Annotated in this window: 21 protein-coding genes; 8 read left to right on the top strand and 13 right to left on the bottom strand. The window is 64.1% G+C overall.

Going from position 1 to position 20838, the window contains the following annotated elements:
- The first annotated feature begins 77 nt into the window (after positions 1-77).
- On the top strand, positions 78-812 hold the full coding sequence (locus AB7245_RS29510; protein WP_354131409.1) for a TetR/AcrR family transcriptional regulator: 735 nt from the start codon (positions 78-80) through the stop codon (positions 810-812).
- Positions 813-833: 21 nt separating this feature from the next.
- Here the strand turns inward: AB7245_RS29510 and AB7245_RS29505 are convergent, their stop codons facing one another.
- Entirely contained in the window at positions 834-1439 is a 606-nt protein-coding gene (locus tag AB7245_RS29505; RefSeq protein WP_439035196.1) for a hypothetical protein, read from the bottom strand.
- 160 nt (positions 1440-1599) lie between these two features.
- Between AB7245_RS29505 and AB7245_RS29500 the strand changes: the two genes are divergently transcribed.
- On the top strand, positions 1600-2157 hold the full coding sequence (locus tag AB7245_RS29500) for an SET domain-containing protein (protein WP_354131410.1): 558 nt from the start codon (positions 1600-1602) through the stop codon (positions 2155-2157).
- Positions 2158-2287: 130 nt separating this feature from the next.
- Here AB7245_RS29500 and AB7245_RS29495 read toward each other — a convergent pair whose 3' ends face one another.
- From AB7245_RS29495 to AB7245_RS29450, 10 genes are all read right to left on the bottom strand, one after another.
- The gene (locus tag AB7245_RS29495; RefSeq protein ID WP_354131411.1) at positions 2288-2686 is read right to left on the bottom strand and encodes a hypothetical protein; all 399 of its coding nucleotides are present in this window, start codon (positions 2684-2686) and stop codon (positions 2288-2290) included.
- 37 nt (positions 2687-2723) lie between these two features.
- Complete coding sequence (locus AB7245_RS29490) at positions 2724-2954, bottom strand: hypothetical protein (RefSeq protein WP_014494050.1); 231 nt, start codon at positions 2952-2954, stop codon at positions 2724-2726.
- A gap of 388 nt (positions 2955-3342) precedes the next feature.
- A complete protein-coding gene (locus tag AB7245_RS29485; protein WP_208087669.1) occupies positions 3343-4398 on the bottom strand; it encodes a threonine aldolase family protein in 1056 nt (351 codons plus the stop codon).
- A gap of 17 nt (positions 4399-4415) precedes the next feature.
- Positions 4416-6053, bottom strand: a complete 1638-nt coding sequence (locus tag AB7245_RS29480; RefSeq protein ID WP_354131412.1) for an ABC transporter permease — start codon at positions 6051-6053, stop codon at positions 4416-4418.
- Positions 6050-7111 (bottom strand): ABC transporter ATP-binding protein, encoded by a 1062-nt coding sequence (locus AB7245_RS29475; RefSeq protein ID WP_063982310.1) that lies wholly within the window; start codon positions 7109-7111, stop codon positions 6050-6052. Before AB7245_RS29475 ends, AB7245_RS29480 begins: the two co-directional genes overlap by 4 nt.
- Before the next feature lie 4 nt (positions 7112-7115).
- Positions 7116-8123, bottom strand: a complete 1008-nt coding sequence (locus AB7245_RS29470) for an extracellular solute-binding protein (protein WP_354131413.1) — start codon at positions 8121-8123, stop codon at positions 7116-7118.
- 31 nt (positions 8124-8154) lie between these two features.
- The gene (locus tag AB7245_RS29465; protein ID WP_354131414.1) at positions 8155-9333 is read right to left on the bottom strand and encodes a pyridoxal-phosphate-dependent aminotransferase family protein; all 1179 of its coding nucleotides are present in this window, start codon (positions 9331-9333) and stop codon (positions 8155-8157) included.
- On the bottom strand, positions 9330-9827 hold the full coding sequence (locus AB7245_RS29460) for an alpha-IPM isomerase (protein WP_085404246.1): 498 nt from the start codon (positions 9825-9827) through the stop codon (positions 9330-9332). The genes AB7245_RS29465 and AB7245_RS29460 overlap by 4 nt, the downstream gene beginning before the upstream one ends.
- Positions 9824-11086, bottom strand: a complete 1263-nt coding sequence (locus AB7245_RS29455; RefSeq protein WP_439035195.1) for a 3-isopropylmalate dehydratase large subunit — start codon at positions 11084-11086, stop codon at positions 9824-9826. The genes AB7245_RS29460 and AB7245_RS29455 overlap by 4 nt, the downstream gene beginning before the upstream one ends.
- A 2-nt stretch (positions 11087-11088) precedes the next feature.
- Positions 11089-11769: an RraA family protein gene (locus tag AB7245_RS29450; RefSeq protein ID WP_354131416.1), complete on the bottom strand. Its 681-nt coding sequence runs from the start codon at positions 11767-11769 to the stop codon at positions 11089-11091.
- 90 nt (positions 11770-11859) lie between these two features.
- Here AB7245_RS29450 and AB7245_RS29445 point away from each other — a divergent pair, with 90 nt between their 5' ends.
- Entirely contained in the window at positions 11860-12594 is a 735-nt protein-coding gene (locus tag AB7245_RS29445; protein ID WP_049807412.1) for an IclR family transcriptional regulator, read from the top strand.
- Between the two features lie 330 nt (positions 12595-12924).
- Here AB7245_RS29445 and AB7245_RS29440 read toward each other — a convergent pair whose 3' ends face one another.
- Both AB7245_RS29440 and AB7245_RS29435 read right to left on the bottom strand, forming a co-directional pair.
- Positions 12925-13512, bottom strand: coding sequence for an ANTAR domain-containing response regulator (locus tag AB7245_RS29440; protein WP_028151206.1), 588 nt, complete (start codon positions 13510-13512; stop codon positions 12925-12927).
- Entirely contained in the window at positions 13509-14684 is a 1176-nt protein-coding gene (locus tag AB7245_RS29435; RefSeq protein WP_028151205.1) for a transporter substrate-binding domain-containing protein, read from the bottom strand. Before AB7245_RS29435 ends, AB7245_RS29440 begins: the two co-directional genes overlap by 4 nt.
- Positions 14685-15093: 409 nt before the next feature.
- On the opposite strand from AB7245_RS29435, the gene AB7245_RS29430 reads away from it, so the two are divergent.
- The 5 genes from AB7245_RS29430 to AB7245_RS29410 all read left to right on the top strand — a co-directional run bounded on the left by AB7245_RS29430 (position 15094) and on the right by AB7245_RS29410 (position 20837).
- Entirely contained in the window at positions 15094-16494 is a 1401-nt protein-coding gene (locus AB7245_RS29430) for an amidase (protein ID WP_354131417.1), read from the top strand.
- 17 nt (positions 16495-16511) lie between these two features.
- Positions 16512-17510, top strand: a complete 999-nt coding sequence (locus tag AB7245_RS29425) for an acetamidase/formamidase family protein (RefSeq protein ID WP_208087657.1) — start codon at positions 16512-16514, stop codon at positions 17508-17510.
- 58 nt (positions 17511-17568) lie between these two features.
- Positions 17569-18786, top strand: a complete 1218-nt coding sequence (locus AB7245_RS29420) for an urea ABC transporter substrate-binding protein (RefSeq protein WP_439035763.1) — start codon at positions 17569-17571, stop codon at positions 18784-18786.
- Between the two features lie 98 nt (positions 18787-18884).
- Positions 18885-19751 carry an ABC transporter permease subunit gene (locus AB7245_RS29415; protein WP_028151201.1) on the top strand — a complete coding sequence of 289 codons (867 nt, stop codon included), beginning with the start codon at positions 18885-18887 and terminating at the stop codon, positions 19749-19751.
- Between the two features lie 12 nt (positions 19752-19763).
- Positions 19764-20837 carry a branched-chain amino acid ABC transporter permease gene (locus tag AB7245_RS29410; protein WP_071912300.1) on the top strand — a complete coding sequence of 358 codons (1074 nt, stop codon included), beginning with the start codon at positions 19764-19766 and terminating at the stop codon, positions 20835-20837.
- Position 20838: the final 1 nt, after the last annotated feature.

Raw genomic sequence — 20838 nt, 5'->3', positions numbered from 1 at the left:
AAGATCGAATAATGCCGATCACCGCATTCGTCAAGTGAAATCTTTACACTGTCAATATTGCGTCATATAGCTTGCAAATGGCCAAAAGCGACACCAACAGCGAAACAGCGCGCAAGCCGCGTACCCCGAGCAAGACATCGTCGGCCGCGAGCGCGCAGGCGCGTTCCACACGCCGTCCGGCAGTAGCGAAGACGGAGACGCCGTATCATCACGGCGCCCTGCGCGAGGCGCTGCTCCAGGCCGCCGAACGGGTGCTGGAGCGCGACGGGCTCTCCGGCCTGACCTTGCGCGCGGTGGCGCGGGAGGCGGGCGTCTCGCATGCCGCGCCGACCCATCATTTCGGCGATCTCACCGGCCTGCTCAGCGAGCTCGCGGCCGTCGGCTTCCGCCAGTTCAACGCGGCGATGGCCTCGTCCTGCGACGCCGCCACCACGCCGCTGGAGCGCGCGCTGGCGCGGCCGAAGGCCTATGTCGCCTATGCGCAGGCCCATCCCGGCATGTACGGCATCATGTTCCGCACCGAACGGCTCGATTATTCCAGACCCTCGCTGCACGAGGCGGCCGAAGCCTCCTTCGCCGGGCTCGCCAATGCCATCGGCATGATGCGTCAGGAGCAGATCAGCGAAGATTCGCTGACGCTGAACCAGGGTGCGGCGATCGCCCGCGCCTGGTCCATGGTGCACGGCTTCACCATGCTGCTGCTCGACGGACGGCTCGAAGACATTTTGGGGCGGCTGCCCGAGGGGACGACGGCCGAACAGTTGCTCGAGGCGATGCTGACGGCGCCCATCACGGCGAAGCTGCCGGCATAGCGCGTTCGGGCGGGCGCTGCCCTAGCGCATCGTCGCGAGTTCGACCGCACGTCCACGCGTGCCGACAATCTTCACCTCGTCCTTGCCGCAAGTGAAGCTGCGGGCGAAATCGTCCGCCGCCTTGCGAGCGAGCTCATTGGCGGTGGGGTTGGCGATGGCATCGACATAGGCGACGTGGCAGACCGACCCCGGCGGCAGCCGCGTCACGACGAGCATGGCCTTGGTGTTCGGCCGTCCCTGCTTGTCGGGATCGGTGCTATCGGCGATGTGCCAGCGCTGGATCATGGCAATCGGCTTCGTGCCCGCGCTACGCCATTCGACGGTGGCCTCCGACGAATTGAATGGCGCGAACCAGACCTTTGCCGCCGGTTCCTCCGCTGCGGCCTTGCGGTTGCGGCCGACCGAGACGATTTCGCGCAGATCATCCTCGGCGATCAGCACGATCAGGCCGTTTTTTCCCGGGCAGACCCGTGTGGTGCTGCCGTCGAGCTCGCTGGGCTTGCCGATCTGGCGGCAGTCTTTTGGCGCTGTGGAGGAATAGCTGCTGCCCATGGATTGGGCGGCGACGTGACCCGCGCTCAGGCAAGTCAGCAGCACGGTCAGACAAAGGAACGCGATACGCCTCATGACGACGCCTTGATACAGAGGGAACTTCCTCCATCAGACGTCTTCACTGTGGGCAAGGTTCAAACAGAGGCGGGATGTACCTGACAGCGGCGCGGAATCGTTCTAGAAGGGCGCCTTCCGCTGCGCTTACCGCGCTTCGTCCGCGACATCTCATTCGATCATGCCAGCCATCGCTTCCAGCAAATCCTACCGCGTCGGCCGTTCCAAGACCGGACTTGGCCTCTTCGCCACCATGCCGATCAAGAAGGGGACCCGGATCATCCGTTATTTCGGACCGATCCTGGACTCCAAAATTCCCGCGCATGACGAGATCGAGAACAAATACCTGTTCGAGCTCAACAACCGCTGGACCATCGACGGGTCGGTGCGCAAGAACCTCGCCCGCTACATCAACCATTCCTGCCGCCCCAACGCCGAGTCCGACGTCCGGCCGCGCGAGCGCAAGGTCTTCATCCGCGCCATCAAGAACATCGAGCCGGGCGACGAGATCAACTACGATTACGGCACCGACTACTTCAAAGCCTATCTCAAGCCGATCGGCTGCAAATGCCCTTCCTGCGAGGCCAAGCGCAAGAAGCTGCGCGCCGAGGCCCGCGCCGAACGCACCAAGGTGAAGGCGCGCACGGAAGCCAAGGCCAAGAAGGCGGGCGCGAAGGCCGGCAAGAAGAAGCTCAACGGCCATGCCGTTGGCAAGAAGAACGGTCGCGCGCGGGCTTAGCCATTAGCCGCGGTGTCATGCGCCGCGAAAGCGGGGCATCCAGTACGCCGCAGCCCATCCGCATCCGTCTACTGTCTCGGAATACTGGGTCGCCCGGTCGAGCCGGGCGACGACAGCGAGTGACGTGGTCTCACGCCGTCACCACATTCCCGCTCTTCCGCAATCCCACATATTGCAGCTCGGCAAACACGCCGGTCGCGATCGCCTGCGCGACGACCATGAGCTCGCCGCTGATGTTCGGCGACACCGCGCCCGAGAACAGCAGCGCGATGCTGCCGACCGTCCAGGCCGCGTTGCCGACCACGACCAGCAGCACGAGCGGCCTCGCCACGGAGGCACGCGAGGCAAGCCAGCCGACCAGCGCGGTGTAGGCGATCAGGAACAGGCCGGTCTCACGCAGCAGCGCTTCAGGCAGGTTGAACAGCGATGCGAACGCGCCGGCGCCGAAGGTGAAGCCGAGGGCGGCGACGCCGCTGAAGATGGCGTCGGCGAGAAGCGCGCGGCGCAGGAAGGTGGATGCGTCGATCATCGTGGTCTCCATGGTTGGGTTGGGCTTGGGGGTGAATTCAGTGCCGTCCGCGCCACCAGGCGCGGAGCAGGCGGGCGAGGCGGAACGGGCAGAGGCTCTTGCCGACGCCGTGCTCGAAGGCTGTTACCTGCGCGACGACATAGTGGCCGGTCGAATGCACCAGGGGCTCGGGCATGTTGAGGCTGCGTGCCAGCATGCGGGTCGCGAGCGTCACGGCCCAGGGAACAAGGTGGTCTGCGATGGTCCGGTAGAGCAGCAGCGCGATCATGGTCATTTCCTGTTGCGACCGAAGATGCGCCGTGGCGGGGACCAATTCGATTACCTCGCGGGTAAAGAATGCGCCCGTTCGCGACAGTCCTAAAGTGTTCGATGCTGTTCGCTAGGCGCGCGCAGGCTGGTCACCGTGCGCAGTCCCGAGACCATCGCTCTACTAGAAAAAGGATGGGCCGGTTATTTGAAGAAGCGTTTCGGCGGGCTCTACCGGCAAGACATCACGCGACCTAACGGGCGTGGTAGTTGGTTGAGCGTGTGTCACTTGCCAAGCGATGTTCTTGTTGCGCAGGAGCTGCAATCGAAAATTGGAAGGGCTGTAGACGCGTGGGTGACGGTGGGCGGGGCAACTATCTGCAGAATGATCGGTTAAGGAATGATCGCTCTCAGCCTCCTGCGATCGCGCGATGGACGAGCGCGATGACCTCGTCAGCATCCTGTTCGGTGCTGTCAAAGCGAGCCACAAACCGGATTACGTCCTGGCCCCGTCGCGCGAATTGCAGCCCGCTCGCTGCAAGACGGTTGATGGCCAAAGCGGGCAGGTTGATGAAAACCAGATTGGCTTCCACTGGCGCAATGAGCTGAACGTCGGGTAGCGCAGCGAGACCCGCTCCAAGACGCGCGGCCACGGCATTGGCCTTCGCCGCGAGCCGCAGATAAAGGCGATCCTCGACGTAGGCGAGCAGCTGTGCAGACGCAAAGCGCATCTTCGACGAGGTCTGGCCGGCGCGGCGAAGCCGATAGGACAGGGATTCGACGAGATCCTGGTCGAACACCACGATCGCATCCGCCGACATCGCCCCGTTCTTCGTCGCCCCGAAGGACAGGATGTCGACGCCAGCGCGCCATGTCATGTCGGCCGGGCTGCAATCGAGCCGCGCCAGCGCGTTGGCGAACCGGGCGCCATCCATGTGCAGCGACAGATTCCTGTCGTGGGCGATTGCTCCGATTTCGGCGATCTCGGCGAGGGGATAGATTGTTCCATATTCGCTGGCCTGAGTGATCGACACCGCATCGGGCTGGGAGCGATTGCGGACTCCCCAGGCCGCCTGGCCCAGCGCCTGGCGCAGGCTCGACGGCTCGATCCGAAAGTTTCGGCCGGACATGGCGACGAGCTTCGCGCCGCCTGTGAAGGCTTCGGTCGCGCCGCCTTCCGCGGTGTGGATATGCGCCTCTTCGTGACAATAGATGGCGCCATAGGGCCGCGCGCAGCTCGCGAGTGACAAGGCGTTGGCCGCCGTACCGGTCGAGACCGGGAACACGGTGACCGCGGTCTCGAACAGCTCCGAGAAGCGCGCATTCAACAATCTCGAATAATCGTCGTCCCCATAGGCGGCGGCCGGGCCGCGATTGGCCTCGGCGATCGCTCGCAGAATCTCGGGGCAGACCGGCGCGACATTGTCGCTGCGGAAATTCGGGAGCGTCGGGGCTGCTTCGTTCATACCGTCCTGTCCTGCCGTCATATCACGGTTGATTCCTGCTTGTTGATGCGCCGATTGATCAGGAGCAACGGGATTGCGGTGACGAGGATAAGCACCGCGGCCGCGGCGGCCGCCAGACCCGCGCCGGTGCCCTCGATGGCATGGTACATCACGACGGTCGTGGTGACCCAGCCGCTCGCATAGAGCACAATGGTCGCGCTCAACTCGGATGCCGCGGTGATCCAGACCAGCACCAGCCCGCCGACAAGGCCGCTGGCCATCAACGGCACGGTCAGGGTCGCGAAGGTTTTGCTTGGCGAGACCCCGAGATTGATCGAGGCTTCCTCGAGCGAGGGATCGAGCTGGTGCACGATTGCCGAGGACGACCGGATCGCGAAGGGGAGCTTGCGGACGACATAGGCGATGACCAGGATCAGCCAGCCGCCGGTCAGAATCAAGGGACCGCTGTTGAACGCGATGATGAGCCCGATCGCCAGGATCGTGCCCGAGACTGCAAACGGCACCATGCCGACGAAATCGAGCAATCCCGACAGGCGCGAGCGGTGCCGGGCCACGACATAGCCGATCGGGGCGCCGATCAGCATGGTGACGGCGGCCGCGATGCTGGCGAGCGTCAGCGTGTTGAGCAGCGGCCGATAGGAGCCCGACAATAGGGTGGCGTAATTGCCCAATCCGAACTCCCAGGTCAGGACAGGGCCGCGAAAGCGCAGGAGGGAGATCATCAACACGGCCGCGAACGGCAGCAGCGAGGCAATCACAATGCCCCAACTCACGATTGTGGCCGTGAGCCGCAGCCCCGGCGTCAGAGGCAGCTTCGCGGGCGCGCTGCGGGCATTGGTCGAAAACCGGCGCTTGCCAAGGTAGTGCCGCTGAACGAGCAGCGCGATCGCCGTGCAGGCGATCAGGAGCACGCTGAGTGCGCCCGCCGCGGCCGGGTTGGCATCAGATTCGCCGGCGAACAGCTTGAAGATGTCGACGGCCAGGAACGGCCGGTCCTCAGCCAGCACCGCTGGCACGCCGAAATTCTCCAGTGCCTCAATGAACACCAATAGTCCGCCGGCAAGGATCGCCGGCATCACGATGGGCAGCAGCACGGTGCGGATCACATAGGGCCGTGAGCCGCCGAGATTGCGGGCTGCCTCCTCCATCGAGGCGTCGACTGCCTGGAATCCGGCCAGCACGGGCATGACGACGTATGGATAGAGCGTCAACGTGAACACGATGACGATGCCGGGCACGCCGTAGATCGATCCGATCGGGATGCCGATCCCGCGCAGAGCGGTGGTGACGACGCCAGCATGGCCGAACAGCAGCACGAGGGCGTAGGCGCTGACGAAAGAGGGCAGGACCAGCGGTAAGGACGCAAGCGTCAGCAGCAGCGCGCGGCCCGGTATGTCGATCCGGGCGAGACAGAAGGCGAGCGGGATGCCGATCGCGCATGCGAAGGCCGTCGCGAGCGCGGCGCAGAGCAGACTGTTGCCGATGCTGCCAAGATAGTAGCGGCTCTTCACAATCGCCGCATAGTTCCCAAGTGTCAGGCCGCCCGTGCCGTCGATCCGAAAGCTTGCATCCAGGACGAGCGCCAGCGGGTAGAGCAGAAACACCGCGAGCAGCACCAGCGCCGCCAGCGTCACGATGGTGGCGAAGCGTTTCATGGCGCCGGATACGCCGTGATCTGGGCAGGGTCGTAGGCAAGGGTGAGCGGCGCGCCGGGCAAGAGATCGAGCGCCTGGCCGCCGAGCGCCGCAATCCGAATCTGGGTGCCGTCCGGCAGGGTTGCGTGGAGGCGTTGTACCGGGCCGAGAAATTCACGCAGCGCCAGACGCGCATGCACAAGCGAGCCACCGGAACCGTCTCGCAGCTGCAGGGCCTCCGGCCTGACCGACAGCAACACCGGCGCGCCCGGCGCTGCGACCTCGCCTCTGACCGTGAATTCCGTTCCGGCTGCTGCGACAGGGGTGTTACGGCCGTCGAAAGCTCCCGCGATGCCCGGCACCATATTGGTCGAGCCGAGGAATTCGGCGACGAAGGCAGTCTGCGGCATTCGATAGATGCGCTCCGGCGTGTCCACTTGCTCGATCTTGCCGTGACGCAAGACGGCGATGCGGTCGGAGATGGCGAGTGCCTCCTCCTGATCATGCGTCACGTAGATCGCAGTCAGGCCGAGCGCCTGCTGCAGCTGTCGGACCTCGATCCGCATTTCGGTGCGCAACTGCGCGTCGAGGTTGGACAGCGGCTCGTCGAACAGGAGCACGGCGGGCTCGATCACGAGCGCGCGGGCGATTGCCACGCGTTGCAGCTGACCGCCGGAGAGCTGGTGTGGCGAGCGCGGACCGTAACCTGCAAGGCGCACCCGCTCGAGCGCCTTATCGACGCGCGATGCGATCTCGGCAGCCGGAACCTTCCTGGCCTTCAGCCCGTAGGCCACGTTTTCGGCGACGGTGTGGTTCGGGAAGATCGCGTAGTTCTGAAACACCATGCCGGTGTCGCGGCGATGCGCGGGCAGAGCATCGATGCGCCGGCCGTCGAAGCAAATGGAGCCGGATTCGACGTCGATGAAGCCTGCGATCATGCGCAGCAACGTCGTCTTCCCGCAGCCTGACGGCCCAAGCAGCGTGAACAGCTCGCCATGCTTGATGTCGAGCGAGATGTCGTCCACGGCCCGCACCGCGCCGAAGGTGCGGGTCAGGTTTTCAATCCGGATCGCGGTCATCGGATCAGCGCGTGTTCTGGATCGTGGTCTTCAGCCGCGCGAGGGTGTCGCGACGGGCCGCTTCCCATTTGGTGTCGTCATAGGGCAGCACCTTGACTGCCGAGAACGGCAGCATCCCCGGTGCGACTGCCTCGAGCTCGATGTCCTGACGGGCAGGGCGCCGGAACGTCGCCTTCAGCAACATCTCCTGGACTTCCTTGCTGCCCAGATAGTCGACCAGCCGTTTGGCAGGCTCGGGGTTCGGTCCGCCTTTCAGGATGGCCGCGCCTTCGACGCCCGCATAGGTGCCCTCGGCCGGATAGGCGACGCTCACCGGCGCACCGTTATGGGCCCACAGGAAGCCGGCATATTCGAGCGTGATGCCAAGCGGATATTCGCCGCTGCCGATCCCGTCGAAGACCTGGGTCGAGCGGTTGAGCACCTTCGCATTCGCAAGAAGCCCGTCCATCTTGGTCCAGGCTGCGTCGTCCGCGCCCCACAGCGAGAGAAGCGTGGTCGCGGCCGCATATGAGAATCCGGAATTGGCAGGGTCGGTAAAGGCGAGCTTGCCTTTCCATTTCGGATCGAGGAGGTCTGCCCAGGCTTTGGGCCCGCTGGCCTTGTCGATCGCCTTGGTGTTCTGGCCGATCACGACGACCTGGATGTTGGTGCCCAGCCAAAGGTCGTTCGGATCGCGAAATTGCGCCGGCACGGCTTCGCGGCCCTTCGCCGCGTAAGCCTGAAGGTGCGGGCTCGCCAGCCGCAGCAGCGTCGCGCTGACGCCCCAGATCACGTCGCCCTGCGGATTGGCGGCCTCGGACGCGACGCGGCGCACCAGCACACCTGATCCGGTCGAGACCACGTCGACCTTGATTCCGGTCGCCTTGGCGAAGCCTTCGGCTACAAGCTTGTTCACGGTGTCGTCGTTGGCCGAATAGAGCACGACGCTCTGCTGGGCCGAGACCAGCCCGGCCGCGAACAGCGATGCCGCGAGCGTCACGACTCGGGCGAGGATGGAGGCAGGAGGTCTCATCGTGGTTCGCCCTCGTGGGTTCAGCGATTGCTCATGCGGTTGCGGCGAGGTACTCGGTGGCCGCCTTGAGCCCGGCGCCGGGTTCGATCGGCAGGCCGAACTTCGTGAGTGCGTCCTCGAGATGCAGAAGGTCGGTCAGAATGGTCCCCGCGCTCAAAGCACCCATCGTGCCAAACCGGATGACACGGCCGGAGAGACGGTTGCGGGCGCCTGCGATCACCGTGCGGTGATCCTGGTAGAGCTGCCGCACGATGGCTCCGCCTTCGAGCCCGTCGGGGACCTTGAAAACCACGACCGTGTTCGAGCGTGGCTCATCGCGGCAAAAATCTGCGAGTCCGAGCGCCGCGCCGCCGGCGCGCAGCGCGGCGGAGAGCTTCTTGTGGCGCGCGAGCACATTGGCGAAGCCTTCCTCGTGCATCATCGTCAAGGCCTCACGCAGGCCATAGATGAGGCTCACCGGTGCCGTGAACGCGGTCTCGTTCTGCTCCGCGGATTTCAGCGCGCGACGGAAATCCCAATAGAAGGCCGATCGCTGCTCGTCCTGCCCGATCACGTGCCACGCCTTGGCGCTGACGCTGGCAAGTGCGAGGCCGGGCGGGCACATCAAGGCCTTTTGCGAGGCCGAGACAACGATGTCGACGCCCCATTCGTCCTGCCGCATCGCGATGCCGCCGAGACCGCTGACGGAGTCTGCGATGAGCAGCGTTGGCCGGTCGCGCACCAGTGCGCCGAGCGCCGCGAGATCGGCCACGATCCCGGTCGAGCTCTCATTGTGCACGACGACGACGGCGCGATAGGTGTGGTCGCGCAATCGGGCTTCCACCGCGGCGACATCGATCGCCTGGCCCCATTCGATCGCGACCGTGTCGACGGTGATGTTCATGGCCTTGGCGATCGTGGTGAAACGCTCACCGAACTGACCATGCTCGACTACGAGGATCCGATGGCCCGGTCCGGCCACGTTGACGAGCGCAGCCTCCATAACGCCGGTTCCGGAGCTCGCAAAGAACAGGATGCGGTTCGTCGTGCCTAAAATCGGGCGGATCATCTCCTCCGCCTCGCCGATTGCAGTCCGGCATTCGGGTCCGCGATGGTTGACCATCACCCGAGCCATCGCCTGCCGCACCCGCTCGGGCACTTCGGTTGGACCGGGAAGCCGAAGACGGTATCCCGTCGAGGCAATGGCGCTCGGAGTGTCTGTGATCGTCATAGCTTGAAGTCACCGTTCTGACGCATATAGGGAACGAGGCCGCCCGCGCGCAGGATCGCCAGCATGATCGGCGGCAGCGGCTCCGGGCTGAGGGTCTCACCGCTGCGTTCGTTGCGGATCGCGCCGGTGCCGTCGGAGATCAGGATGTCGCCCTCACGAATTCCGCCGGTTTCGCAGACAAGCGGCAGCAGGCCGTTGTTGATCGCGTTGCGGTAGTAGGTGCGCGAGAAGCTTCGCGCCATCACCGCCGGAATGCCGGCCCCGAGCACGGTTGTGACGGCAACCTCCATCGCCGAGCCGCAACCGAAATTCTTGCCCGCCACCAGGATGTCTCCCGGTTGCACAGAAGCTGCAAAGGTCGGATCGACATGCTCGAACAGGAATTGCCTGAGAACGGCGGGGTCGAGGCTCTCCCGCTTGCGGGTCGAGCTGATGATCGAGTCGGTGTTGACGTCGTCGCCGACAAGTCGCGCGCGTCCTCGCAGGGCTGTCATCGCGACACCTCGCGAGGATCGGTCACGACACCGCGGGTCGCGGCGGCTGCGCAAGCTGCCGGGGAGGCGAGGTAGATCGATGCCTTGGCGTTGCCCATGCGGCCCTTGAAGTTCCGGTTGGCGGTCGAGATCACCGAAACCCCGTCGCCGGGGATCACCCCGCAGGTCCCGCAGCAGGAGCCGCAGCCCGGCTCGACCACGGTTGCGCCGAAGCCGACCAGGGCGTCGAGCGTGCCATCGGCCGCCATGGCGTCGCGGACCTCGCGCGATGCCGGCGTGACCACGAGCTGCACGCCGGGTGCAACGCCTCCACCCGCCTCGAGCACCGCGAGAGCCTGATGGAAGTCGCGTAACCTGCCGCCCGTGCAGGTGCCGAGATAGACCATCTGTACCGGCGTGCCGGCCGCATCCTCGAGCGCCACGACCTGATCCACCAGATGCGGCAACGCGATCCGCGGCGTGAGGGCGTCGAGCGCGATCTCCACGGTCCGGCTGTAGTGCGCATCCGGATCCGCTGCGACCGGTTCGAAAGCCTGGCCGGTGCGGCCCTGCAGATAGGCGATGGTTTCAGCATCGGCCGGGAAGATGCCGGTCTTCGCGCCCATCTCGACCGCAAGATTGCTCAGGACGAGGCGGTCCTCCAGCGCGAGGGTGGCGACACCCGGTCCTGCGAATTCGAGTGCCTGATAGGCGGCACCGTCAGCGCCGAGCATGCCCGCGAGGGCCAGTGCGATATCCTTCGCATAGACGCCGCTCGGCAGTTGTCCGGTCAGGACGACGCGGATCGAATCCGGCACGCGCAGCCAGATCCGGCCACACAGCATGACCGCGGCGAGATCGGACGAGCCGATCCCGGTCGCAAAGCAATTCAGTGCCCCGTATGTCACGGCATGGCTGTCGGCTCCGACGACCAGGCCACCCGGCAGAGCGCGGCCCGTCTCCACGATGAGCTGGTGACCGATTCCTTCACCGGCTTCATGCAGCGTGACGCTGAACCGCTTGGCGAAGTCCCGCATCACGCGGTGCAGCTCGATCGTCTGCGGGCTTGTCGGCGGCACGTAATGGTCGAGCGCAAAGACCAATCGGGCGGCATCGCGCACGTTCTCTCCGCCCATCGCCTTGAAATAGTCGAGCGCCATCGGGACCGAACCGTCGGTGCCGAGCGCGCAATCGACCTCGCAGACCACGAGGTCCCCGGCGTGCGCATCCTGCCCGGATTTTCGAGCGAGGATCTTCTCGGAGATCGTACGCCCGGCCATCGCTAGACCTCTGGCATCTCGCAGCCGAGACGTCGGAGCGAGGCGTCGACCCAGCTGCGATCGAGCGTACCGGCTTCGATCGCCGCCATTTGCTTGGTCTCGGCAGACTGCTTGGCTTCGGCGGCCTCGATCACCGCTCGGCAATCGTCGATGGCGACGGCTAGCACGCCGTCGTCGTCGCCCAGCACCAAATCGCCGGGCTGGATGACCATGCCGCCGATCGCGATCGGTCCGTTGATCTCGCCCGGACCGTCCTTGTACGGACCGCGATGGGTGACACCCGCCGCGAAAACGGGAAGGGGGTTTGCCCGGATCGCAGCGGCATCGCGGATCGCGCCATGGATAACGATGCCGGCGACGCCGCGCCGGGCGGCCTGCGCGAGCATCATCTCGCCGAAGATTGCGTTGCTGAGGTCGCCGCCCGCATCGACCACGATGACGTCGCCGGCAACCGCGATGTCGAGCGCTTTGTGGACCATCAGATTGTCGCCGGGGCGCGTCTTCACGGTCAAAGCGGGACCGGCCATGCCGCCAGCCGCATGCATCGGCCGGAGCGTGGCGCCGCCCGCGGCCATGCGCGACATCACATCGCTGATGTTGGCGACCGGAAGGGCGCGAGCCCGTTCGACCCATTCGCCTGCGACAACACGCTTGCGGGAAAGGATCCTGAACCCTACGGCCATATCAACCCCATTGAAAATGGAACGCCGTTACGCATAGTGTAACGGTGACGAGCCGAGGTCAACTGAAAATCGGCAGGACAGGGATTTTCGATGCCCAAGACGCAAGGGGTCGCCGCCGTGCAACGGGCGTTGGCGATCCTGGATACCTTCGCTGGAGCCGGGTCGCGCAGCCTGGCCGACATCGCCAAGATCACGGGCTTGGCGAAACCGACCGTGATGCGCTCGCTGGTGTCGCTGGATGAAGCCGGCTACGTCGTCCGCCTCAGCGACGGCCGCTACGCACTCGGCGCGAAGACTTTCCAGCTCGGCACCACCTATCGGGCCAATTTCAATCTCGAACAGCATGTGCTGCCGGTCCTTCAGCGGCTAAGCCAGGAGACGTTGGAGAGCAGTGCGTTCCACGTGCGTGAACGCGATAGCCGGCTCTGTCTGTTTCGGGTGGATTCGCCGCAGCTCGTGCGCGACGTCGCGCGGCCCACAAACCTCGCGCCACTCGATTTGACCTCGACGGGACAAGTGCTGCGGACGGCGCGCTGGGCAGACCGCACGGATGGCGGCGTGCAGGTCTTCGTCAGTTCCGGAATCTACGACGCTGTGACGGCCTCCCTCTCCACCGCCGTTTTCGGCCACGACGGAGCGCTGGTGGGCGCCATGACCGTGAGCGGCCCAATCGAACGCATCCGTCAGGCCGACCTCCAGGCGCTGGCGTCCCGGCTCACCGACGCCTCGTATCGGCTCTCACTTGTGCTCGGCGCGCCATTGCCCCGCGAGGTCGGCGCGCCGCGGATCATCAGTCTGCCATCGGCCGAAACAGGCTCTCCCTGACGCCGCCCCGTTCTCCATCAATCCTGATGGTTCTCACGATCATCCGGCCCGAGACGCTCGTGCGTCGGCACAGGGCCGGCTTTCGCTGCTACTGGCGTTGGAAGTGACATAGAGGGAGATCGGCCGATTAAAGCCGCCCCTGCGGAGGGTCTCGGCGTCTTTCTCGGGGGCGTTGTGGGTGGTAGGGCTTCCGCCCTCCTCGAAGGATGGAATCGAAGTGAAATTCTTTCCTAATTCTCGCTCGGGCAAATTTCTGCGAGGCGCGGCCGCCGCGTCCGACGATACGCGGTTTTGCCGAGGCGGTGAGGAATGCACTCGTAAAGAAGTGAGCTAGCCGGTTGCGCGCGGGAGCATGCCCTTGGCGGTAATCTCCGCCGAAAGCTCTTCGATCGTCTTGCGTTGTTCCATGGCGGCTTTGCGGATCAGCGCAAAGGCGGCTGGTTCTGCCAGCGCGTGCGAGTGCATCACCTGGAGAACGGCGGCGAGCACGACGCGACGCGACCGAAGACGCTGCTCGAGCTTGACCACCTGCTGCTTCAATTCGTTGGTGCGTTCGCTTCGCTCGATTGCCATGACGAGCGCCGCGTAGATGCCGGCCGAGCGCAACGGCTTGACCAGGAACGAGGCCGGATCGAGCTCGAACACTAGCTTCAGCCGGCTTGGCGTTTCGGTGCCGAGCAGGGCGATGACCGGGCAGCGTCCCAGGAACGCGCGTCGTGCCGGTTGCGTCAAAGGCAGGAACTCGTCATCGATCAACGCCAGATCCGGCGCGAAGTCGATCGCCTCTGTCGGCTCCCACGCGATGCTGTCGACCCCAAGACGCTCGAACTGGCGTCGCACGATGGTTGCGTCGCGTTCGTCCTTGATGGCGACGATTGCCTTACGCCCGCGCAGCGAAAATGAAGACGGTCTGCTCATTTTACAACCCGCAAATGCGGCGCATTCGGCAATGCGCCGCCCGCCGAGGTCTCCCTCGAAGGGCTGACGGCAACGTCGAGCTGCGTCAGGTAAGGATCAGGCTTAACAGGCGCGTCGGCTTCCCAGAAGATATCAAACTGTCCTCGCGGATTGGAAACGGCAAGCCGCGGTGTAAGGACGCAATGATTGTTGCCGCCGTCGATCCAGACCGGTCCTTGCGGCGAATTGTAGCGATGGCCGGCCGCGGCGCGCCGCACCTCGGCGATACTCGATGTGCCAGCGCGCTGCAACGCGCGCGCCAGCAGATAGACGGCGACATAGGCGGATTGCCCGTCGACCGAGGGGCTGCTGTCGTCGCCATAGCGCGCCTTCCAGCGTGCAACGAATGCGCGGTTCTCCGGCAGGCGGATGCTCTCGAAATAGGCCGATGACGTGATGCAGCCGGCCGACGCCGGTCCGACGATCGACAGTTCCGGTTCGCACAGGCTGCAGCTCAGCATCGGAATCTCGAGCCCGGCGGCCTTGGTGCCGGCGTGGAAGGCGCGAATGAAGTCGTAGCTCGAGCTTCCGACCAGCGTGTTGAAGACGATCGGCGGCTTGCGGCGGACGATCTCGTCGACGATGTGCCCGACGGCGCTTTCGCCGAGTTCGAGCAGCCGTTCGGCCAGGATGTGGCCGTCTGCCGCGCTGACCAACTCCCGGGTGACGCGATTGGTCTCCCATGTCCAAACGTAGTTGGAGCCGACGCAGAAGATCTCCCGGGACAGATTGTCGAGCACGTACCGGACGAGCGGCAGGACGTTGTGATTGGGCGAGGCGCCGACATAAATGACGTTGTCGGAGCACTCGAAGCCCTCGTAGCGCGCAGGATACCAGAGCAGGCGATCGGTGCGCTCCACGATCGGCAGAACTTGTTTGCGCGACGCCGACGTGTAGCAGCCGATGATGTGCTCGACGCCGACATTGCGGATGAGATCGTCGCAGACCGTATGGTATTCGGAGATGATGCCGCGAGGATCGCGGATATGAGCGGCAATCGAGAAGCCGAACTCCGTCTGGTTGTTGATCTCGTCGACCGCCATCATCGCGCTCTTGAGGATCTCGCGGCCCATAGCCTGATATGGCCCGGACTGCGAGCAGATGATGCCAACGGGAACAGACGGTTTTGTCATTGACGACTTTCGGTAGTGCAACGCGAAGATGAAATCATCATCGGCGATGACAGTGCAAGTGGCTTGCCGTTTTGCTGCGCAGCACTATCGAAATTTAGGCAGAGAGCATCGTTGACAATGCGATGGGCAGTTACTTAGACTTTTCTCCTACAGGGCTACCTGTCGAACCTCGCGTGCGCCGATCTGGCCGATGACGTCCAGCTCCTTGCACTAAGTGCTTCGTTCGATTGCGGCCCCTAAGCGACAGATCATAGCCGCGGCATTTGAGCCATTCGTCGCCTCATTCGGGAGGGACGGGTGGCTTTTTTCGTTTGCCGCCAAGGAAGCTGGCGATGCGTCCGCGTCGCCAGAACGGTGACGCATGCGCGGAGACGACCGCGCGTCACATCGAGTGTGAGGATGAAGAACGATGGCGGCAACAGATCTCCACTATCTCGGACTCGTCGACGTCGGGCGGAAGATCCAGGCGAAGGAGCTGTCGCCGGTCGAAGCGACCAAAGCGATGCTCGGGCGGATCGAGAAGCTCGACGGCAAGCTCAAGAGTTTCGCTTATGTGATGGCTGACTCGGCGCTCGCGGACGCTGCCACGGCCGAGAAGGAGATCGCTTCCGGAAAGATCAAGGGGCCGCTGCATGGTGTGCCAGTGGCGGTCAAGGATCTCTGCTGGGCCAAGGGCGCGCCGGCGGCCCATGGCATGACCATTCATCGAGATTTCCGTCCCTCCGAGGATGCAACGGTAGTTGCGCGGTTGAAGGATGCCGGCGCCATCATCCTCGGCAAGCTGCAGCAAACCGAAGGCGCCTACGCCGATCATCACCCGAAGATCGACCCGCCGAAGAACCCGTGGAACGCGGATCTCTGGCCCGGCGCATCCTCGAGCGGCTCCGGCGTCGCTACCGCGGCGGGCCTCTGCTTCGGCTCGCTCGGCACCGATACGGGTGGATCAATCCGCTTTCCGTCCGCGGCTAACGGCGTCACCGGGCTCAAGCCGACCTGGGGGCGCGTCAGCCGCTACGGCGCATTCGAGCTTGCGGCGACGCTGGATCATATCGGCCCGATGGCAAGGAGCGCGGTCGATTGCGGCGCCATCCTCGGCGTGATCGCGGGTCAGGACCCCAAGGACACGACGTCGGTTCCGCTGCCCGTACCTGACTATCTCGCCAGTTTGTCCGGCGACCTTCGCGGCGTGACGATCGGCGTCGACCGGCGCTGGACCAGCGAAGGCACCGATGGCGATGCGGCCAAGGTGTTGACCGAGGGTCTGCGTGTAGCGGCCGATCTCGGCGCGAAGATCAAGGAGATCGCGTTCCCCGATCCCAAGGCGGTCATCGACGACTGGTTCCCGCTGTGCGGCATCGAGGTCGCCGTCGCGCACGAGGACACCTATCCCGCGCGCAAGGACGAGTACGGCCCGGCACTCGCTGGCCTGCTCGATCTCGGTCGGCAGCAGTCCGGCATGGACTATCAGAAGATCGTGCTCCGGCGCGAAGCGTTTCGTGGCGCCGTCCGCCTTCTGTTCGAATCGGTCGATCTCCTCGCAGTGCCGGCCCAGGCATTCGCCGCGCCCACGCTCGCCAAGATGGCGTCGCTCGGCGAGGACGCCTCGCTGATCGCAGGCTTGCTTCGCTTCACATGCCCGTTCGACATGACGGGAAGCCCGACCGTGACGCTACCCGGCGGCTTCGCCGCGAATGGCGGTCCGGTTGGCTTCCAGTTCGTCGGTCGTCATTTCGATGAGGCCGGCCTCGTTCGCGCGGGCGATGCGTTCCAGCGCGTTACCGACTGGCACAAGCGTCATCCCGGGATCTGAGTTCAGGAGCCAATCATATGCCCGCAGAAGACTGGTTGAAGAATTCCATCATGGCCAAGCGTGCGGTCGCCAAAGGCGCGACCGGGGCGACGCATAGCCTGACGATCGAAGAGCAGGGCGGCTTCCACTACGTCTACGGTCCCTATGCAAAGCCGACCCTGTCGATCGACCCCGGCGGAGTGGTGGTTGTCGAGACGGAGGATGCGTTCGGCGGTGTGCTCACCAGCGAGAGCGACAGCCCCACCGCCAAACTGAACTTTCCCTATCTGAACCCGCAATGCGGGCCGATCGCGGTTAAGGGCGCCAAGAAGGGCGATTGCCTCGCGATCTACATCCGCGACGTCGAGACCCGCGGCGAGCAGCCGGCCGGCACGACCTGCATTATTCCTGAGTTCGGCGGACTCGTCGGGACAAGCTCGACGGCACTGCTCAATCCGCCATTGCCGGAGCGCGTGAAGAAGCTGCATGTCGACAGGAACGGCGTGCGCTGGAACGACAAGATTACGCTGCCCTACGAGCCGTTCATCGGCACCATCGGCGTCTCGCCGGAGATCGAGGCGATCTCGTCGCTGCAGCCGGATTACCACGGCGGCAACATGGATCTGCCCGACGTCGCCCCCGGGGCGATCATCTATTTCCCGGTGCATACCGACGGCGGGATGCTCTACGTCGGCGACTGTCACGCGACGCAAGGCGACGGCGAACTCTCCGGGGTGGCTCTGGAGCAGCGCGCGACCGTCACGCTGCAGGTCGACCTGATCAAGAACTGGAGCTTCGCCTGGCCGCGGCTCGAGACAAAGGACTTCATCATGACGATCGGCAGCGCGCGTCCGCTCGAGGACGCGGCGCGTATCGCCTATCGCGAGCTCGTGCGCTGGATGGCGGCCGACTACGGCTTCGACGAGATCGACGCCTACATGCTGCTCAGCCAAGCCGGGCGGATGCGCCTCGGCAACATGGTCGACCCTAAATACACGATGGGAGCATCGATCCTGAAGAATTACCTCAAGCCATGACATCCAGTCGCTTTCAGAAACAGGGGATATCACGATGAGTTCGGGACGCAAGTTAGGGATGGTTTTGCTCGGCGCCATGCTCGGTACCGCAGCGGCAATGACCGTTGCTCGGGCCGCGGAACCACCGTTGAAGGTGGGTCTGCTCGAGGACGTGTCGGGCGATCTCGCCTTCATGGGCATGCCGAAGCTGCACGGCTCGCAGCTGGCCGTCGAAGAGATCAACAAGAGCGGCGGCATCCTGGGGCGGCAGATCGAGCTGATCCATCTCGATCCGCAGGGCGACAACGCCCGTTATCAGGAATTCGGCCGACGTCTGCTCAATCGCGACAAGGTCGACGTGCTGATCGGCGGCATCACATCGGCCTCGCGCGAGGCGCTGCGTCCCATCGTCGACCGCACCTCGACGCCTTATTTCTACACCAACCAGTATGAAGGCGGTGTCTGCGACGCCAGCATGATCAGCATGGGCGCGGTGCCCGAGCAGCAATTCTCGACGCTGATCCCGTGGATGGTCGAGAAGTTCGGCAAGAAGGTCTATGTCATCGCGGCCGACTACAATTTCGGTCAGATCTCGGCGGAGTGGAACCGCAAGATCATGAAGGATCTCGGCGGCGAGGTCGTCGGTGAGGAGTTCATTCCCCTCGGCGTGTCGCAGTTCGCGCAGACGATCCAGAACATTCAGAAAGCGAAGCCGGATTGGCTACTTACGATCAATGTCGGCGCTGCCCAGGATTCGTTCTTCGAGCAGGCGGCTGCGGCCAACCTCAATCTGCCGATGGGATCGTCGATCAAGGTCATGCTCGGCTTCGAGCACAAGCGGTTCAAGCCGCCGGCGCTCAACAACATGCATGCGACTGCGAATTGGTTCGAGGAGATCGACACGCCAGAGGCTACCGACTTCAAGAAGCGCTGGCACGCGAAATTCCCTGACGAACTCTACATCAACGACATGGGCTACAATGCCTATAATGCGCTCTACATGTACAAGGCTCTGGTCGAGAAGGCGAAGTCGATCAAGCTCGACGACATGCGCAAGGTCATCGCGACCGGCGATGCATGCATCGACGCTCCCGAAGGCAAGGTGTGCATCGATCCGAAGAGCCAGCACACCTCGCACCGCATGCGCCTGATCTCGGTCGGGCCGAAGCATGAGGTGAAGGTCGAGAAGGACTATGGGACGATCCAGCCGTACTGGCTTGGCGAAATCGGTTGCGATCTCACCAAGAAGAACGACAAGGACCAATACACGCCGAGCCATCTCCCGAAGAAATCGTGACGCCTGACGGGCACGGATTTTGCTCGTATTGAGAGTTGCGCTCTTGGACAAGGCCGGCGCCGCAACGATGCGGCGCCGGGATCGGCAAAGGGACCAAGATGTCGGCTGAAGTATTCTCGGTATTCTATCAGTTCGCCGACGTGTTCGCGTTCCTCATTCTCTCGGCCGCAGGTCTCGCTATCGTGTTCGGCATGATGGGCGTCATCAATATGGCGCATGGCGAGTTCATCATGTGCGGCGCCTATGTCACCGTCGGCCTGGTGAATCTGGGCGTTCCGCTCGCGATTGCCCAGATCCTGGCCGCGCTGACGGCGGGGCTCATCGGTGTCGCCGTCGAGTTCCTGATCGTGCGGCGCTTCTACAAGCGGCCGCTGGATTCTCTGCTCGCCACTTGGGGGCTCAGCCTCATCGTGACGCAATCGATGCTCCTGATTGTCGGTTCAGCCGTGCGGGGCATCGGAACGCCCGAAGGAAGCTTCGCAATCGGCGGCTATACGTTCTCGACCTATCGTCTGGTTCTGTTCGGTTGCGCGGTGGCCGTGCTGGGCGGTCTCTACATCGTTTTCATGAAGACGCGCTTTGGTGTGATCGCCCGGGCGACGATGCAGAATGCGGCGATGGCGAAGGCGCTGGGCGCGCGAACGGGCCGAATCTATTCGATCAGCTTCGGGATCGGCACCGGCCTTGCCGGACTTTGCGGGGCGCTCTACGCGCCAACGATGACGCTGATTCCGACCATGGGGGCGACCTTCGTGGTCGAAAGCTTCGTTACGGTCGTCATTGGAGGGGCAAACGTGCTGCTCGGAACAGCGCCGGCCGCTGTGTTCCTGGCGATGATCCGGATGGCGCTGAACGCGAGCTACGGCCAGATCATCGGACAGATTGGCATGCTGGTCGCCGTTATTTTGATCATTCGGGTGTTGCCCGAGGGGCTCTCCAGCGTTCTGGTTCGTCGTGGGCGCTAAAGGGAATTTGTGATGTTCAAGCTGCTGGAAGGTCCGCAGACGCTCGGACGTGGCAAGATCTTCTGGTCCTGCTTTCTTGCAGTGCTCGCGGGCGCACTGACATATCCGCTGTTCGCCGACTCCTATGATGTGGGGAATTTCGCCTATTTCCTGATCTGGATATTCATGGCGCTCGGCCTCTGCCTGATGTGGGGCTATGGCGGGATGCTGTCGTTCGGCCAGACCTTGTTCTTCGGCATCGCCGGTTACGGTTATGGCGTGCTCGCGATTAACATGGGCGGCGGCACCGCAACGATCGCCGCGCTTGCGCTGTCCGTTGTCCTTGCGATGGTGGCGGCCGGCATCCTCGGCTATTTCATGATCTGGGGTGGCATCAACGGCATCTTCTTCGGGATCGTGACGCTGTCTGCGACGCTGGTGCTTGCCTTCTTCCTCGGCCAGACGGCGGGGCCGGAATGGCACATCGGCCCGGCGCGGCTGAATGGCTTCAACGGCATGAAGGGCATGGACCCGCTCGCCGTCGGCGACTTCTATATCGAAGGATCGGCGCTCTACTACGTCATGATCGCGCTGATCGTGATCGTCTATCTCGCGTTGCGCATGTTCGTGAATTCGGGCATCGGAAACGTCATCGTGGCGACGCGCGAGAACCCGCAGCGCGCCGAGATGCTGGGTTATGACGTCCGGAAATACCAGCTCCTGACCTTCGTGATCGGCAGCGGCCTCGCAGGGCTGAGTGGTGCGCTGTACACGTCCTGGGGCCAATTCATCACGCCGTCCAGCATCGGCCTGCCTGCGGCGGCGATGCCCATCGTATGGGTGGCTTTCTCCGGACGGAGCGATCTGACCGCAACTCTGGTCGGATCGTTCCTGCTGCTGTTCGGCTTTCAGACCATCACGGTCTACAGCCAGCAGGCAGCACTCGTGCTGATGGGAGCGCTGCTGCTCGCCACGGTGATGCTGGCGCCGCAGGGTTTTGTGCTCGGCATCGGCAAGCTTGCTGCCGACTGGTGGAGCGGACGTCGGCGGCGCGATGATAGCCCCGTCATGGCGGAGGCTGGTCGCTTGCAGTCGGAAGAGTCCTGAT

It is taken from the genome of Bradyrhizobium sp. 604_D8_N2_3 (assembly GCF_051810765.1).
GTDB classification, from domain to species: Bacteria; Pseudomonadota; Alphaproteobacteria; order Rhizobiales; family Xanthobacteraceae; genus Bradyrhizobium; species Bradyrhizobium barranii.
The sequence above is the reverse complement of the archived record's forward strand: the minus strand, read 5'-3'. Positions and strand labels throughout refer to the sequence as shown.